6 protein-coding genes and 4 pseudogenes are annotated in these 16,179 nt (G+C 60.7%); 6 read left to right on the top strand and 4 right to left on the bottom strand.

Annotated features, from left to right (window positions below):
- Positions 1-339, bottom strand: a pseudogene (locus A5698_RS15120) (NrtR DNA-binding winged helix domain-containing protein); the annotation flags it as partial.
- On the opposite strand from A5698_RS15120, the pseudogene A5698_RS28645 reads away from it, so the two are divergent.
- Positions 339-591: pseudogene (locus tag A5698_RS28645) on the top strand (transposase); the annotation flags it as partial. The pseudogenes A5698_RS15120 and A5698_RS28645 sit on opposite strands and share 1 nt — an antisense overlap.
- Positions 592-649: 58 nt before the next feature.
- On the opposite strand, the pseudogene istB reads toward A5698_RS28645, so the two are convergent.
- A pseudogene (istB, locus tag A5698_RS15115) lies at positions 650-1,350 on the bottom strand (IS21-like element helper ATPase IstB).
- Between the two features lie 107 nt (positions 1,351-1,457).
- Entirely contained in the window at positions 1,458-2,717 is a 1,260-nt protein-coding gene (gene istA / locus A5698_RS15110; protein ID WP_067088130.1) for an IS21 family transposase, read from the bottom strand.
- Positions 2,718-2,778: 61 nt separating this feature from the next.
- On the opposite strand from istA, the pseudogene A5698_RS15105 reads away from it, so the two are divergent.
- A pseudogene (locus tag A5698_RS15105) lies at positions 2,779-3,580 on the top strand (IS3 family transposase); the annotation flags it as partial.
- Positions 3,581-3,728: 148 nt separating this feature from the next.
- Here the strand turns inward: A5698_RS15105 and A5698_RS28005 are convergent.
- On the bottom strand, positions 3,729-4,166 hold the full coding sequence (locus A5698_RS28005; protein ID WP_286144520.1) for a very short patch repair endonuclease: 438 nt from the start codon (positions 4,164-4,166) through the stop codon (positions 3,729-3,731).
- Between the two features lie 716 nt (positions 4,167-4,882).
- Here A5698_RS28005 and A5698_RS15100 point away from each other — a divergent pair.
- The 4 genes from A5698_RS15100 to drmB are packed head-to-tail and all read left to right on the top strand — an operon-like array spanning position 4,883 to position 16,092.
- Entirely contained in the window at positions 4,883-9,613 is a 4,731-nt protein-coding gene (locus A5698_RS15100; protein WP_068298325.1) for a DEAD/DEAH box helicase, read from the top strand.
- Positions 9,610-11,130, top strand: a complete 1,521-nt coding sequence (locus tag A5698_RS15095; protein WP_068298322.1) for a nuclease-related domain-containing DEAD/DEAH box helicase — start codon at positions 9,610-9,612, stop codon at positions 11,128-11,130. The genes A5698_RS15100 and A5698_RS15095 overlap by 4 nt, the downstream gene beginning before the upstream one ends.
- Positions 11,127-14,294 (top strand): helicase-related protein, encoded by a 3,168-nt coding sequence (locus A5698_RS15090; protein WP_068298318.1) that lies wholly within the window; start codon positions 11,127-11,129, stop codon positions 14,292-14,294. The genes A5698_RS15095 and A5698_RS15090 overlap by 4 nt, the downstream gene beginning before the upstream one ends.
- Positions 14,275-16,092: an MrfA Zn-binding domain-containing protein gene (gene drmB / locus A5698_RS15085; protein ID WP_068298315.1), complete on the top strand. Its 1,818-nt coding sequence runs from the start codon at positions 14,275-14,277 to the stop codon at positions 16,090-16,092. Before A5698_RS15090 ends, drmB begins: the two co-directional genes overlap by 20 nt.
- Positions 16,093-16,179: the final 87 nt, after the last annotated feature.

Below are 16,179 nucleotides of genomic sequence, written 5' to 3'. Positions count from 1 at the left end.
GTGCGACTCCATTGCCCGACGAAATGTATCGCGTTGGAGGGCGTGCCCGATTACTGCTTCGTGCGCGATGCGCAGCTGACGGAGTGTGAATTCCTCGCCGATCAGACGATCCGGGTCGGGCTTGTCGGCGTAGCGCAGACGCACGTTCTCAACCGCACGCAAGATGATTTCGTCGTGGTCGAATGCCAATCGGCCCGGCGTGGAAACCGGAACGATGCGTGTCGTCTCGGGAATGCGCAAGTCGAGTCGGCTCGCCTGCACCACGTCAACGTGGGCGACCGATAACACCCATCCCCGGTCATCCCGGTTGGGGTCATCAAAGACGTGCAATTGTCTCGGAGATCGCGGAATCAACGTGGCATAGCTGGCTGGCCGAGTACGGCGGCATGAAAGCCAACGATGCGAAACGACTCAAAGAACTCGAGGCGGAGAACGCCGGCTCAAGAAGCTGGTCGCCAACCAGGCTCTCGACATCGACATGCTCAAGGACATCTCGGCGGGAAACTTCTGACCCCGAACCGCAAACGCCGCGCAGTGGAGGTGCTGCGCGAGCGGTTCGGGGTATCTGAACGCCGAGCCTGCACGGTGGTGTCAACGCCGGTTGAAATTTGACCCCTTCTCAACGGTTGAAAATTGACCCCCTTGGTGTTCATTCTTCAGTGGTCGATCCCGGGACTCTCCCGAGGTCGCGGTCTTTGATGCGGTAGGAATCGCCTTTGAGCGCGATCACTTCGGCGTGGTGGACGAGGCGGTCGATCATGGCCGCGGCGACGACGTCGTCACCGAAGACCTCACCCCAGCGGCCGAACGGTTTGTTGGAGGTGACGATGAGGCTGGCCCGTTCGTAGCGTGATGAGACGAGTTGGAAGAACAGGTTGGCGGCCTCGGGTTCGAAGGGGATGTAGCCGACCTCGTCGACCACCAGCAGCGGGTAGCGGCCCAGGCGGACGAGTTCCTGCTGCAGCCGGCCGCCGTGGTGGGCTTCAGCCAGCCGTGCCACCCATTCCGAAGCGGTAGCGAACAGGGTGCGGTGCCCGGCCTGACACGCCCTGATCGCGATGCCAATGGCCAGATGCGTCTTGCCGGTGCCCGGTGGCCCGAGGAACACAACGTTGTCTTTGGCGGCGACGAAGTCCAACGTCCCGAGGTGGGCGATGGTGTCGCGTTTGAGTCCACGCGCGTGGTCGAGTCGAACTCCTCCAACGACTTCCGCGACGGGAACCGCGCTGCGCGGATGCGTCCCTCGCCTCCGTGCGATTCCCGTGCCGACACTTCGCGCTGCAAGCACGCCACCAGGAACTCCTCGTGGGTCCAGGACTCGGCGCGGGCCCGCTCGGCCAGTCGGGTCACCGCTTCGCGCATCGTGGGGGCCTTCAAGGCTCGGGTGAGGAATCCGATCTCCGCGCTGAGATCCCGACCGGCGCCCGAGGAGACGGTCGTCTTGGTGGTTCTGGTGGTCATGACACCAGCCCGCCGTCGCCGAGGTCGACACCCAGTGCCGCGTCGTAGTCGCCGAGGCTGCGTTGCTCGACCACGATCTGCCCGTCCGGTTCACGGATCGGACGTAGGGCGCTGATCCTGTTGCGGCGCAGCATGTTCGCCGCTTCCCGATGCTCGGCATCGGTGATCGTCTGATGGTGTGCCCACACCCGCTCGTGGTCGGCGACGGTCTTACCCTCACAGAACACCCTCACCCGATCCAGATCGGCGGTGACCTCGATACGGCGCCCGATCACGCCGGGATGCACCGAGTAGTCGTTGGAGTCCAACCGCACGTAGTGATCACGCGCCAACCGCGCCGAGGTGCGCCACCCGACCTGCGGCCCCACCGGCGGCAGCGACAGCATCGCCGCCAGATCGGCCCCGATCCGATCGATCGGAGCGCAGCCCAGCACTCGCCGCTGGCGGGCGTTGACGAGCTGCAACCACCTGCCGAACTGATGGTTGAAATCGCCCGGACCGCTGAACTCGCGGCCCGGCAGAAACGACCGCTCGAAGTGGTCGTGCGCCCGTTCGATGATGCCCTTGTGCTCCGGCTCGGCAGGCTTGAGGACGATCACCTTGGTACCCAGCACACCGCGGAAGGCGTGGCAGTCACGGGTCAATTCGATACGGCCACCACGGTTTCGGCCGATCGCGCCCTCACCGTCCCAGACCAACGTCCGCGGCACCGCACCGAGCGCGGCGATCAGCTGCCACCACCCCGCGAAAAGATCCTCCGCGCGGCGCGACGGGAGAAGCAGCGCCGAGAGCCACCGCGAATACCCCAACACCATCGTCAGCACCGGCAACTGCACCGGCCGACGGAACTGCCCGTACCCGACCGGGATCGACACTGGCGGGAACCACAGATCGCACTGCGCCACATCACCGGCGTCGTAGCTGGTGCGCCCAGCCGGGTCCGGCGGCAGATACGCCGGACGCAGCTCACGGACCCGCTCGGTGAACACCGTCATCCCACGCGTCCAGCCGACCCGCTCGGCGATCACCGTCGCCGGCATCGTCGGAGTCCTCTTCAACTCCGCACGAATCGCGTCCTCGAACGCGTCCACCGCCGACCCCGCCGGCCTGCGCTCGTACTTCGGCGGCGCCTCCGACGCCAACGCCGAACGCACCGTGTTCCTCGAGATCCCCAACGTCCTGGCGATCAACTTGATCGGCAACCCCTCCGCTCGATGCAACCGGCGGATCTCAGCCCAATCCTCCACAGCCAACAACTCCCTTCTCCTCTCGGCTCAAAAGCCGAGAATCAGACGAAGGGGGTCAAAATTCGGGCGTCGACACGGGGTCAGTTTTCAGGCGACGCCGACAGGTGGTAGGAATTCACCGTTCCACGATGCGCCTGACGCCGCAGGCGGTCACCGCCGAAGAAGCCGAGCTGCGTGCCTGGCTGCGCCGGTTCTCCACTGAGCGCCCCCGCTGGGGCTGGCGACGGGCAGCCAAGATGGCCCGCCGCGCGGACTGGAAGGTCAACAACAAGCGCATCCGCCGGCTGTGGCGTGAGGAGGGCCTGCGAGTCCCGCAGCGCCGCAAGAAGAAACGACTGACTGGTATCGATGTCACCGTCGGGGCGATGGCACCGATCCGTCCGAACGCGGTTCGGGCAATGGACTTCCAGTTCGATACCACCGCTGATGGCCGCACCTTGAAGATGTTGAACGTGATCGACGAATTCACCCGCGAAGCCCTCGCCATCGAGGTCAATCGCTCCATCGACGCCGACGGCGTCGTCGAGGTCTTGGACCGCTTGACCGTGCAGCACGGCGCACCGACCTACGTGCGTTTCGACAACGGCCCCGAGTTCGTGGCCCAGGCCGTCAACGATTGGTGTCAATTCAACAGCACTGCTTCGCTGTTCATCGATCCCGGCTCGCCATGGCAGAACACCTGGATCGAGTCGTTCAACGGCCGGCTACGCGACGAACTGCTCAACGCGTGGCGCTTCGACTCCTTGCTGGAAGCCCGGGTGATCATCGAACACTGACGCTGCGACTACAACGCCAACCGACCCCACTCCGCCCACGGCGAACTCACCCCGACCGAGTTCGCCCTACAGTGGACCACGACCCATCAACCCAAGCCGCATAGCGACTGGACCACCAAACGGGTCCCCCTCACCCACGTGGTCGGCGCGGGTCGCACCTGACTTCACGTCGGCAATAAAGCACCTGGCTGACTCCGGCGCACCTATCCGGCCGGGATGCTCTTGCACCGTGCTTGTGTACCCATTACGGCGACCTCTCTAGGTACTCGCAGACCACGTTGGCAACGGCCGAAGGATCTTCGTGCTCCCAAAAACGCAGGACAGTCCACCCGCGCGAACGCAGCACTGCATCGGTGGCTAGATCTCTGCGCACGTTCGCTTCAAGCTTCCGTTCCCACCATTCTCGATTCGACTTCGGCTGGGTTGCGTGAATCGGACAGCTATGCCAGAAGCAACCGTCAATAAACACCGCGATTCGCCGGCGTTTCCAAACGATGTCTGCTCTGCACCGCAAATCCGGTTCCGGCCGCATGTCGACTCGATAGCGAATGCCACGCGAGTGGAGGGTCTGTCTTACCGCAAGTTCGGGACTCGTATCACGACGCCGCTGCCTGCTCATTCTGGCGCGAACGTCTTCAGAAGACGGAAGCGGCGTGCGCTCGCCGTGATCGCGGTGGTTCAGTACCAGCAGCTTTCATATCAATGAGGACAAGTAGCCGGATCTTACCTGTTTACAGGCTTTGGAGGCGTGGCGAGTCCGCACCGCATAACAGCGCGGCGCCATAGCGTGCTCCAACACCCCACAGCCGAAACGCGACGAACTGTAACAATGCAGACGAACCCGTATAGACCACGAAAGCGCAATCATTTGCAATCACCAGCGTTCCCTTCCAATAGTCAAGGCGAGCCGCAGACAATCCGCCGCATGACCCACGCGTCGCCGGGTCGGCCGCGTCGAGCTGACGCCACTCTCGGGGCGAAGTTAGCAGCTCGATAGACCCCACGCAGATTCGCTCGGTGACGTCTGGAACTGCCTCGACATACGAGCCTGCGCTCAATTTCCGCACTGGCGCCGCAGCGGCGCAAGCCGACAACGAGCAGGTTTAGTGACTGCAATCGGGGCTGCGAGTTCAGCCGGCAGGGACAGCCCATCTGTCTTTTAGCCGTTTCAAACCGCCTGCGCGTATCAAGCATGCCTAATAAGGTGGCGTCGGACGAGAGCATTAAGAAACGCTGTCGGCCAGCTGGCAGCGCTGTTGGCTCGGAACAGCGACTGGCATGCCGCTACGGACACCGTTCCGGAAGCTTCGATGCACTCTTACACGAGCTCAGGGGTTGCTACACCGACCCCTGGGTAGGGGGTAGAGGAACGGATGACAAAAAAGGGGGAGGCAACGCGTGGTCAAGACGGAATCCCAGGGATGGAAGGCTGACGCCAGCCTAGAGCTCGAGGTCGAGGAGCAGTTCGGCCGCGCAATCGCTTCGTACCGAGCGAATCCACATTTGGTGGCCGAGCATGCGGGACTCGAGGAGTCGATCCGTGTAGGCGGCTACGCCCACCGCACCCTTCTGGAGTTGGTGCAGAACGCGGCTGATGCGATGTCCGGCGTCGACACGAGTGGAAGCAGCAAGCACGCTGGTCGAGTCGAAATCGTCCTCGATATCGCCAACGAGACGCTTTACTGCGCCAACGCCGGACGCCCGTTCTCGAAGAACGGTCTGATCGCTCTGATGCACGCATATATGAGTCACAAGCGCGGCGATGAGATCGGCCGCTTCGGGCTCGGATTTAAATCGGTGCTTGCTGTGACGGATGCGCCACAGATTTTCAGTCGATGCGTGTCCTTCGAGTTCAACGCCAAGAGTGCTCGAGAAGCTATTGCAGAAGTCGCGGGCGGCACGAAGAAGCATCCGCTGCTTCGCACTCCCACGCTGATAAGCGCCCAAGATCATTTCGCAAGCGACCCGGTGCTGGACGAGCTCGGCAAATGGGCCGTCACGATCGTTAAACTGCCGGGCGCGACCTCGCAGACCCTGAAGCGTCTTCGGAAAGAGATCGAGGGTTTCTCCTCTGAGTTTCTTCTGTTCGTCAGCTCAGTACGAGAAGTGAAGTTGCGCGTACTCGACAAAGACGGAGTCGATACAAGCCACGTCAGCCGAGACCTTGGCGACGGCGTGCTGAGAATTGAACGGCCCGACGGCAACGGGGACGAGTGGATCGTTCAAGATCGGATGCATTCGCCATCGTTGGCAGCACGGCAGGAAGTAGGCGAAGCCGTCTCCCGAGAGATGGTCAAAGTCACTGTTGCTATGCCCGTGCGGCACGCTCAGCAGCGTGTTGGAAAGTTCTGGTCCTATTTTCCACTGCAAGACGACACCTCAGCTTCCGCCTTATTCAACGCTCCGTGGAGCGTCAATGATGATCGAACAACACTGCTACACAACGACTACAACCGTGAGATCGTCAGCACCCTTGCCGAAATGTTCGTTGCGCTTCTTCCCAGAGTGAGCACGAATGAAGACCCAGCCGCCCACCTTGATTACCTCCCCGCACGCGGTCGCGAGAATCGCGTGTTCGGGAACGAGATCCTCTGCACCCAAGTGCCGCTGCTTGCGGCGGACCTAGAGCTCATCCCCGATGGGAGTGGGGTTCTCCGCTCGCCAGCCGAGCTCAAACCCCTCGATTTCGCCGTTACGATCGATGAAACTGCTCATCGGTCGTGGATTCAGTCGCCCAACACGGGCGAGGATGTCCCCCACTGGCGGTGCTACACGTCAACACAGCGGATGACTCGCTTACGCCAGCTCTTCGCAGTCGCCGTCGGACGTAACGTGATCGACGAAGATAGTCGCGACATGAAACGAGCGCTTGAGCTGATGCCGAAGCGCGGCCTCCTGTCGTGGCTCCGCGAGTGGGCGGAAGGATCCGACACCGACTCTGCGGCAAACGCTTTCAAGTTCGTGGTTCAACATCCTGAGCTCCCATCGATCACCCAGGCCAAGGTTGTTCAAACGACCGACGGTCTGAAAGCACTCGTTGATAAGGATATGGTCTTCCTGGAGCAGGAGGAGAACCTCACCATCGAGGGCTCCGTCTTCGTTGATCCTGACTTCATGGCTAGGCCGGGCATGGAAGACCTGCTCCGTAAGGCGGGGTTTCGAAACCTCAATCCAGTAGCGATCCTGAACGCGCGCATTTCCCAACTCTCGTCCGACTCGACTGAAGCCGCGCTCACGCGGTTCTGGGAATCGGCCAAAGGAGTTCAACCGCGGGATGCGCTCAACGCGGTCAAGGGTCGACAGCATCTCGCTGTGAAAGTACCTACGCGCGATGGTGGTTGGGCATGGCCTGCACAGGTAGTTGACCTCAGCGAGTTACTGGCGGCCGACTACCTCTCGTTAGTGCTCGACCGCGCGCGATGCGTGCCCGAAGTTGCGTACGCGCTCGGCGTGATCCGAGAGCCCGTAAAGAACTATGACTTTGATGATGAGCCGCTCAAGTACGAGTACCAGTCGTGGGTGATCCAGCGGTTGAACTCAGAGCTGGGGCCCGGAGAGAGACCCGTGGAGCGAATCAGTCTCTATCCCTCACAACAGTTCTCGCCTGGCCCGTTCTCCCTCCTGCAGATACTAAACGACGCAGGCGCATCTCTTGCGCTTCGCGAGGCCTGGACGCGGGGGCTCCTAAGTTTCGGCGATGCGATGTGGGACTGCGAAGACAATGACACCGGTATCAACCAGCGGGTGCCGTCACCCGTCCGTTGGGCGGCTGACATGTCCGGAATCGTAAACTCCACGCGCGGTTTACGTGCTCCTCGCTCGGTGGCCGCCCCATCGCTTGCACGGTATCGCGACCTTCTTCCTCTATTCATGGGTCCCGGCCAGGTGGCAGATGCGCTCGAACTTCCCGACGAACTCGAGCACGTGCCCGCGGAGCTCCTGCGCGAAGCTCTCGAAGCGGATCTTCTCCCACCGACAGTTAGCGACGACATACTTGTGGAGTTTATTTTGACTGCGAGCCGGGTCGTCTACCCCGGTGCACATCCGCGGACTATTCCTTGTCGAATAGGACGTGCTGTCGAATCACGTCCTCCTAAATCAGTTTTCACAGCCATATCCGATGAACAGCGCGAGTTTCTTATGTCGCGTCAGCGGCCATTCCTGTTCACAACGGCTGAAACCGCGACGGAACTGATCGAGGTCGTCGGCTGTCAGAGTTTTGAAGATAATTTCGCATTCTCGATGATCATCGACGGCACGCAATCCAGTGACCGCGTGCTCGACGTGTTCACGGGGCTACGCGGAACGCTCGCGGAGAAGGCCGTCGCTAACGCGGAATTGACCCGCGCAGCTGTCATCACGAAGCGTGTAACGACCCAAGATGGTGTCGAAGATCAATCCCTCGACTGGCACGTCGAAGGCTTCCACCTCTATGTAAAGGACAGCGTCGACGATGATCTGCTTCTCCCCATAGTCAACGATGCGTTCAGCCTCCAGCTCAACAACGCCGACATGACCGGCATTCGCCAGGCGGGAATCGATCTCCGATTGGAGAAGCTCCGAATAGAAGCCAACGCAGCGGATTCAGACTCTGCCAGGCTCGACACCTACTTCGGGCCAGACGACCTTCGGGAAGCTCTTCCTAAGGGATTGTGGCAGGCGCTTGAGTTTCAAGGTCTCGTCAACGAGTCGACTTCAGTCGCTGAGTTATATCTCACGGTTTACGGCGCCGACTCGATCAAATTTCTCGCCGACCTGTTCAGGGCCGAGGGCTTTCCTGACGTACCCGACCAGTGGGCTGGCGGCGCGAGAACCATCTCATGGCTGCGAAAGATGGGGTTCGCACCGGAGTACGCAGGCCGGCGAACCGTACACCAGGAAGCTGAGTTCGTCGTGCCGGGAAAGATCCGCTTGAACGACCTCCATCCGTTCCAGAAGAAGATTAGGAAAGATCTAAAGGAGATCCTGACGCGGCGCGATGACGAGGGCCGATCGAAGAAGGCAATGGTCGAGTTGCCGACAGGAGCCGGGAAGACCCGCGTGGCAACCGAGACGGTTCTCCGACTGTTTAAGGAGGAAGACCTTCGAGGTCCGGTTCTATGGATTGCGCAATCAAAAGAGCTCTGCGAACAAGCCGTACAGACTTGGAGCACAGTCTGGCGTGGCCTCGATGACGAACGTCCACTAACGATTGGACGTCTCTGGGAAAATAACGACGTCCATGAACCGGACACCGAGTTCAGTGTGGTAGTTGCTACTGATGCGAAGCTCGACGTGGTTCGCAAACTGCCGGAGTACGAGTGGCTGAGCAAGGCGACCGCGGTCATTATCGACGAAGGTCACCGGGCAGGCGGTTCTGAGTTGTACACAAGGCTTCTCGACTGGCTGGGCATTGCCGGCCGAGGTTGGGCCCGGCCTCTCGTCGGCTTGTCAGCTACACCGTTCAAGGGCACCTCAGACGAGTTGACGCGCCGACTTGCCAGCCGCTTCGGCAATGTCATTTTAAAAGCCTTCGAAGAGAACGCTTATAAAGAACTAGCGGAGCTTGGCATCCTGGCGACGGTCCGCCACGAGGTTCTGCAAGGTGTAGATGTTGAGATGTCGGCCGCTGAGCGTACCGAGGCGACGAGCCTTCGCCGAATCAATCAGACGGTGCTCGACCGAATTGGCCAAGACCACGAACGCATGTCGATCTTGGTGAAGCACATTATGAATTTGGATCCGAACTGGCCGGTCTTGGTCTTCACTCCGAGCATCCTGTCCGCTCAAGTCCTTGCTGCAACACTTCGCTACCGGGGCATCATTGCGGAATCGGTAAGCGGCCAAACCGGTCGCCAGCAGCGACGCGACGTCATCGACAAGTTCAAGCGCGGCGATATTCGAGTACTTACCAACTGCGACTTGCTGATTCAGGGCTTCGATGCGCCCGGCGTGCGAGCCCTTTACATTGCAAGACCAACGTTCAGTCCTAACGCATACATTCAGATGGCAGGTCGCGGGTTGCGCGGTCCCAAGAATGGCGGCAAAGAGGAGTGTTTGATCGTGGATATGGCCGACAATTTCGGTGACATCAACGAGTATCTCGGCTTCCGGGAGTACGAGGACCTTTGGCAGGTACAGAAGGCATGATCCTCGTTCCCGACCTACCCACGATCCTTCAGATCGCCGACAGCAACGCAGAGAAGCACGTCGCCCGATTGCTTAGCTCGGTAGTCGGCCCGCAGGACGCAGTCGCGTTCTACTCGGTGAAGCTCCGATCGCACAAATACAAGCAGCAAGCGGAGGCGGATTTTGTCCTCCTCTGGAACGGATTGGTAGTCGTAATCGAGGTCAAGGGTGGCGGTGTTCGCAATGTCGATGGAGTGTGGTGGTCCATCGACCGGCATGGCGAGTGGCACAAATTGACCGAATCACCAATGGATCAAGCCACGTCAGCCATGCACGCCCTGACCGACGTCCTTCGCGAGGAGGGAGTCGGTTGGTTTCCGCGAGAAGCTGTTGTGATTACCCCCGATATTGAGGCTCCTCCACATGCCGTCGGTTGGAAGCCGACTCATTGGCTCGCTCGTGACGAAATGACGATAGAAGGACTATCAGTCGCATTGACGACGGTAACGGAGTCGAATTCGACCGGCGCCCCGCGCAACACCAAAGTAGCCAGGCCCAAAGATCTGCGCGACCGCCTGTTCGGAGAGTTCACCCGGATGCCCGTTATCGACGCGCAACGCGGGGCCGTCATCGAAGAGCAGAATCGAGCGACTGAAGATCAGGCGAGAGTTCTCGCGTCGCTGGCGCGCAACGATCGCGTGATGGTTCTCGGCGGGGCGGGCACAGGGAAGTCACTCGTGCTTGTTGAAGCCGCGAAGCTCGAGGCCGAAACTGGGCGATCAGTCTTGATTACTTTCCACTCGCCCGACCTCGCCAGGTTCTTCGAACCCTTCATTGGCGAGAGGGACATCGATCTCATAGCTTTCGGCGACCTGCCCGATCGCGACTGGGACGTCGTCCTGATCGACGAAGCGCAGGACCTCATGACAGTCGAGGCGATGGACCGCCTCGACTCGGTGATCAAGGGTGGCCGCTCGGCAGGCCGGTGGCGCATGTTCCTGGATCCCAATAACCAGGCACATGTGGATGGCCGCTTCGACAGCGACGTTTTTGAAATTGTTGCTGCGGAGGCTCTTTCCTTGGATCTGAGACGCAACGTCCGCAATACGAAGGCAATCGTCCACGTAGTTCAGCAGTACTTAGGCGCTGATATCGGCGATCCGGGAATCGTCCTCGGGGACGCTATCCGCTGGCACTGGTCGTCCGGCGCGGCGGACGTCGATGAGGCGGCCGGTATAGCTCGCGAGCTCATCGCCAACGGAGCGAGCCGTAAGTCGATCTGGATCATTAGCGTCAGCGGAACCCCTTCGGAGACATCAACGCACGACTCCATCACGGTGACCACTCCCCGAACGGCCAAAGGTTTTGAAGCCGACTACGTCATTGCCTGCGATCTACCGTCTGAATACGACGCCGCTGGCTTGGCCGCATTCTACGTTGCAGTTACGCGTGCTCGAGTGGGACTGCACATCGTGGCAACGCCGGACGACAAGAAGCGCCTTCAGGAGCTTGCACAACGGCGAGGAGGAACGCGTTGACACTAAACGAGGCGCAGCGCATTGCGTTGGGACACATCCGTTCCGCGTACGTCGGGCCGGAAGCAGGTCCGGACGAGATCCTCTACAACAGGCCTCATCTCCAGTACGCGGTCGGAATGCTGTTTCCGTCAGAGTCCGAGGTTGAGCCGGCCCCGATTCCTGGCGAGGGAAGCGAGTTCCTCCCCAGCTCAGTCCAGGAAGGCGACGTCGAAGAGGCTGGGGCAACCACGCCACTCGCCGAAGATTGGCGGCCCTCGTCAGTCGCCATTTCTTTCGTTACCGATGCGTCGTCCGTCTTCGTCAACCTGTCGGCTGGAACGTACAAGGCAGTAGCCGATGATGGACCACCCCGGTGGCAACGCCGTGCGGTCGAGCTCACCGATATTGAGCTCAGTCGAACGACGACCTCAGATCGACTTTCAGTCAATGATGTTCCGATCGAAATCGGCTCTCGTTGGCGCAATTTCGGTAGTGCTCAGCTCGTTACGGTGCACGTCCGGGTAGCGGTTAAGACCACAGGAGACGACAAGCTGGACATCCCCAGAATGCTTTTTCAGGTGGCCCTTGCGGTGCGACCTTCGAATGCCGGACGCGTGCTCGAGTACGAAGACGCGAGAGCGTTTGACCTCGACGCCGAATCAGCCGAACTACGTCTCCGGTACCGCAACCGCAAGGTGTATGCGGTCGGACATGGTATGGCCGCTGACTGGAAAGTCGATGACGGCGCGTGTTCCGAGGTTTTCCTAACCCCGGTTCCAGCGTTCGTTGTCCCGACCGTCGAGATTACTGGGTTCGAAGAGGGAACGGAGGAATCCCGAGCCCTTCGGCTTGCCGATCTGTCGCGAATGGACTCCGCCCCCGAAGAGGTACTGCCCGCCCTCGAAGCCTTCGTTCTGGCGTTCTCGAAATGGGTTGCGGAACAAGAGTCACGCGCCGACGGGTTTGGGGCCCAACAGACGATCGCACGCACCATTGCCAAGCGCTCGCGCGTAGCTGTTGATCGGATGCAAGCCGCTGTCGAGCTCTTAGCCGAGGCCGATCAGGGGGAGCTGCGAACTGCGTTCGCCTTGGGTATGGCGGCGATGAGATTGCAGATGCGGCAGTCGGCGATCAATCGCGGACTGCCCCCCGGCGAACCAATGTGGCGTCCGTTCCAGCTTGGCTTTCTACTGATTTCGCTTGCCTCGACCGTCGATGAGCGGCATCCCGAGCGAGACCTGGTTGACCTGATCTGGTTTCCCACAGGCGGAGGGAAAACTGAGGCGTATCTCGGGTTGGCGGCGATCGAGATTTTCCGTCGCCGCCTCGCGTACGGCGTTGCGGGCGGCGGCACTGCTGTCATCACTAGGTACACGCTTCGGCTTCTCACTGCACAACAATTCCAACGTGCCGCGGCCTTGGTCTGTGCGATGGAAATCCTCCGTGACTCCGATGACCGAGTGAAAGGTATGCACCGCTTCACAATCGGACTCTGGGTAGGCAACGAAGTAACGCCTGCCACCCTTCCTGAGGCGAAGAAGGCACTAGAGCGATTACATAAGGCGGCAAGACCTGAAGAGGCCAACGGGTTTCAGGTCGAAAGCTGCCCTTGGTGCCAAACCGTGATGGTCCCGAGCCGACGCAGCGACGACCACTCGCGCTATGGGTTTCGCTTCGTTGGAAACGACTTCGTCATTCACTGCACCAACCCACAATGCGAATTCAACAACGAACTGCCACTGTCTGTCGTCGACAACGTGCTCTACGACGCTCCGCCGACGATCCTGCTCGCGACGGTCGACAAATTCGCGCGGCTGCAGTTTAAGCCAGAAGCTGGCGCTCTTCTCGGTCTCAACGGCATGTACCGCCAACCCTCGATGATTATCCAGGACGAGCTGCACCTCCTATCCGGGCCTCTCGGAACGACGGTGGCGGTGTTCGATGCAGTCATCCAGCTCCTGCTCAGCAAGAACGGATCGACGCCAAAGATCATCGCGTCGACGGCCACCATCCGGGCGTCTGACGAGCAGGTCCAGGGGCTCTACGGACGATCCGTCGCGCTCTACCCCCCAGCCGGTCTCGACGACGACCGAACTTTCTTCTCTCGCCCTGTTGAATCCGGTGAAGGTCGCCTGTACCTCGGACTGATGCCGCAGTCGGTATCGCAAGCATCAGCCCTCGTAGCGGCCAGCGCGCCCCTCATCGAACTCCCTGCTGTTCTCGAGGCGGCGAAAGTCGGTACAAAGCGAGACGCCTACTGGACTTTGGTGATGTACCACAACAGTCTTCGCGAGCTCGGTCGATCGGGAACGCTCGTAGTCGATGACGTCAACGGCCGGCTGGAGACACGTTCAGAGCGCTTGGGACTACCACTACGCAAGGTGCGGGGACCTCGGGTGCTCGAGTTGACGAGCCGCCGCGGCGCTGATGAACTTCCAAACGATCTGCGAGAGCTCGGCCTCGAGATCGACAAGTCCTCGGAAGCAATCGACGTCGTCCTGTCCTCGAACATGCTCTCGGTTGGCATCGATATTCCCCGTCTCGCATTGATGCTCATGGTCGGACAACCGAAGACAACCGCGGAGTACATCCAAGCAACCAGTCGGGTGGGCCGCGGCGACAACAAAGGAATAGTCGCTACGCTGTTCCGATCGAACCGTGCTCGAGACCGATCGCACTTCGAGACATTCCGGGGCTATCACGAAGCGCTATACCGAAGTGTCGAGCCTACGAGTGTGACGCCATGGTCGCTGTCTTCCCGGGAGCGATCGCTTGCAGGCGCGCTTGTTGCGTTGCTAAGACAGTCTTTTCAGATTCTGGCGGATGACAGCGCAGCGAGGGCACTCGACCTGGACGAGCAGCGACTCCGCAACGCCATCGATGGAGTTATCGGTGAACTACTCGGTTTCGTTGAGCGTTCCGACCCCGGCGAGAAGGACGCGACTGAAGAAGAGCTCGGCAGACTATTGAGAGAATGGGACTCCCGCGCTACTACTGCACGCAAGGACAACGCCCCACTGCGCTATGACCGGCGAGTTCAGACAGACGAGGCGCTCCTAAAGCGTTTCGGGCAGACCGGGGAAGGATGGCTCGTGGGGGACTCGATGCGGTCGGTTGAAGAGAACGTGGCGGTCGAAGTCCAAGAACCACTCCAGGAGGCGCGCCGTGCAACCGATCAAACATGACCTTCGCCTCTCCGAGACTGTAGCACCGTACGGCGTCGGTGCGATCGTCGATGTTCGCGGTGAGTCGTTGATCGCGCCGGACACATCATGGTGGGATCGCAAGTTCGCCGCCAGGATTTCCTGCGATCGGTTGACTTCACGACTCGGCGCCGGAGAGCTCCGCCAAGCGCCCACGCACGCCGGTCGTGCGGCGAAAGACACTGCAAGCCTGATGTACTGGCGATTCCCTGCGTGGCGATTCTGCGAACGATGCTCCCGCCTGTCAATGCTGACAGGACGAGAGAAGGGCCGGTTCGTCAACAAATGCGAATGCGGCGGCATGCTGGTGCCCATGCGTTACGTGGCGATTTGTAAGGGCGGCAGCCATGTCATGGACATCCCGTGGTTCAAATGGGCACATCGTGGCCACGACAAGGGAGTCACCGAGGCGGTGAGATTCTGCCGCGGGTATACCGAGCTCAAGTTCATTCGGTCCACAGATAAGGGCGAAGGGCTCGCGTCTCTCCGGGTCATTTGCAACAAGTGCAAGCGATCACGGCCCCTCACCGAGCTTGTGCGCGAAGGCGCACTCCGAGCAGACGGTATCAAGTGCGAGAGCCGCCAGCCTTGGGAGGAAGAGGCTGCTGTCAAAGCCCCGTGTGAGTTCCCACTCATCGCGGTTCAACGCGGTGCTACGGGAAACTACATCGCGGAAAGACTCTCAGCTCTCGATATTCCGGAGGCGCCGTCACAGTCAGAACAGATGGCGGCGAAGATTCGCGGCCACGTCTACTTCGAGAAAGTGGTCGCGGACAATGGAGGCCCACAGGCCGAGTTGGTGGCGGGGTGGATCGCGGAGGAGTTGAACGTTCCTCGCGATATTGTGCTCAGTATCGCCGCCGGCGAGGACAGCGACGACGGAGCACCCATTCTCGATATAAAGGATGGTGAGTGGTCAGCCTTCGTAGACAAACTGAGCCGCGGACAAGACCGTAGCGTTGGAGATTTCGTAGTCGACGGCTGGAGCCAGCGTAGCGAGTTTCCCGGCCCGGATGAGTTGACGCGAAGGCTCGCCGGAATCGGCCAGGTGCATCGCGTACGCGAGGTGCAGGCACTCCTGGGTTTCAGGCGCCACGACCCTGGCGCGGCGTTCATCAAGGCCGACCTAGGCCCGGATTCCGTGCGAAATCCGATCTACCCGTCCATCGAACTCTTCGGCGAGGGCATCTTCCTCCGATTCGATGAGGACGCAATCTCGGAGTGGGAGACTCAGGCTCGGGTTCAAGACAGGGCCGACATACTGGTGAAAGCGCGCGAGAACGCTCAGTGGGCCGACCGCCTCGATGTGCCGGAACCACGCTATGTCGCACTCCACACGATCGCGCACCTACTCATCCGCCGGCTGGCTTTCGCGAGCGGGTACACATCGGCTGCGCTCCAAGAGCGGATTTACGCCAACTCGAACCGGGCCGACCGCACAGCGGGAATATTGATCTACACGGCCGCAGGAGATGCACAAGGAACCCTCGGCGGCTTGGTACGTCTGGGCCAGCCATCGCGACTCATTCCGCTTTTGATCGCGGCACTAGACGAGGCGGACGTCTGTTCCAACGACCCTGTCTGCATCGAGAGTGATCGACAGGTGTCGTCACGAATGAACTTGTCGGCCTGTCATGGCTGCGCACTGATCAGCGAGACTTCCTGTGAAGTCGGGAACCGGTTGTTGGACCGCCGGCTGGTTCTCGGCGGCAACAACGTGCCTGGCTTCCTGGAAGCAGTATTACCGCAGCTCCGGGAGGCAGCACGGCTCGACGCTTGATGGCGAGGCGGGGCGACCGGGGTGGAAGCGGCGTAGTAGCAGACCGGCGCCTTTGCCGCCGCAGCCTGCGCGCAGGTTATCCACAAG

This window comes from Mycobacterium sp. E136 (assembly GCF_001666865.1).
GTDB lineage: Bacteria > Actinomycetota > Actinomycetes > Mycobacteriales > Mycobacteriaceae > Mycobacterium.
Note: the sequence above shows the minus strand (reverse complement) of the source record. Positions and strands in the feature narration are given on the sequence as shown.

Excerpts from the sequence above, each read along its gene's own strand:
- A5698_RS15095 (WP_068298322.1), top strand. The coding sequence starts at position 9,610 with ATGATCCTCGTTCCCGACCTACCCACGATCCTTCAGATCGCCGACAGC.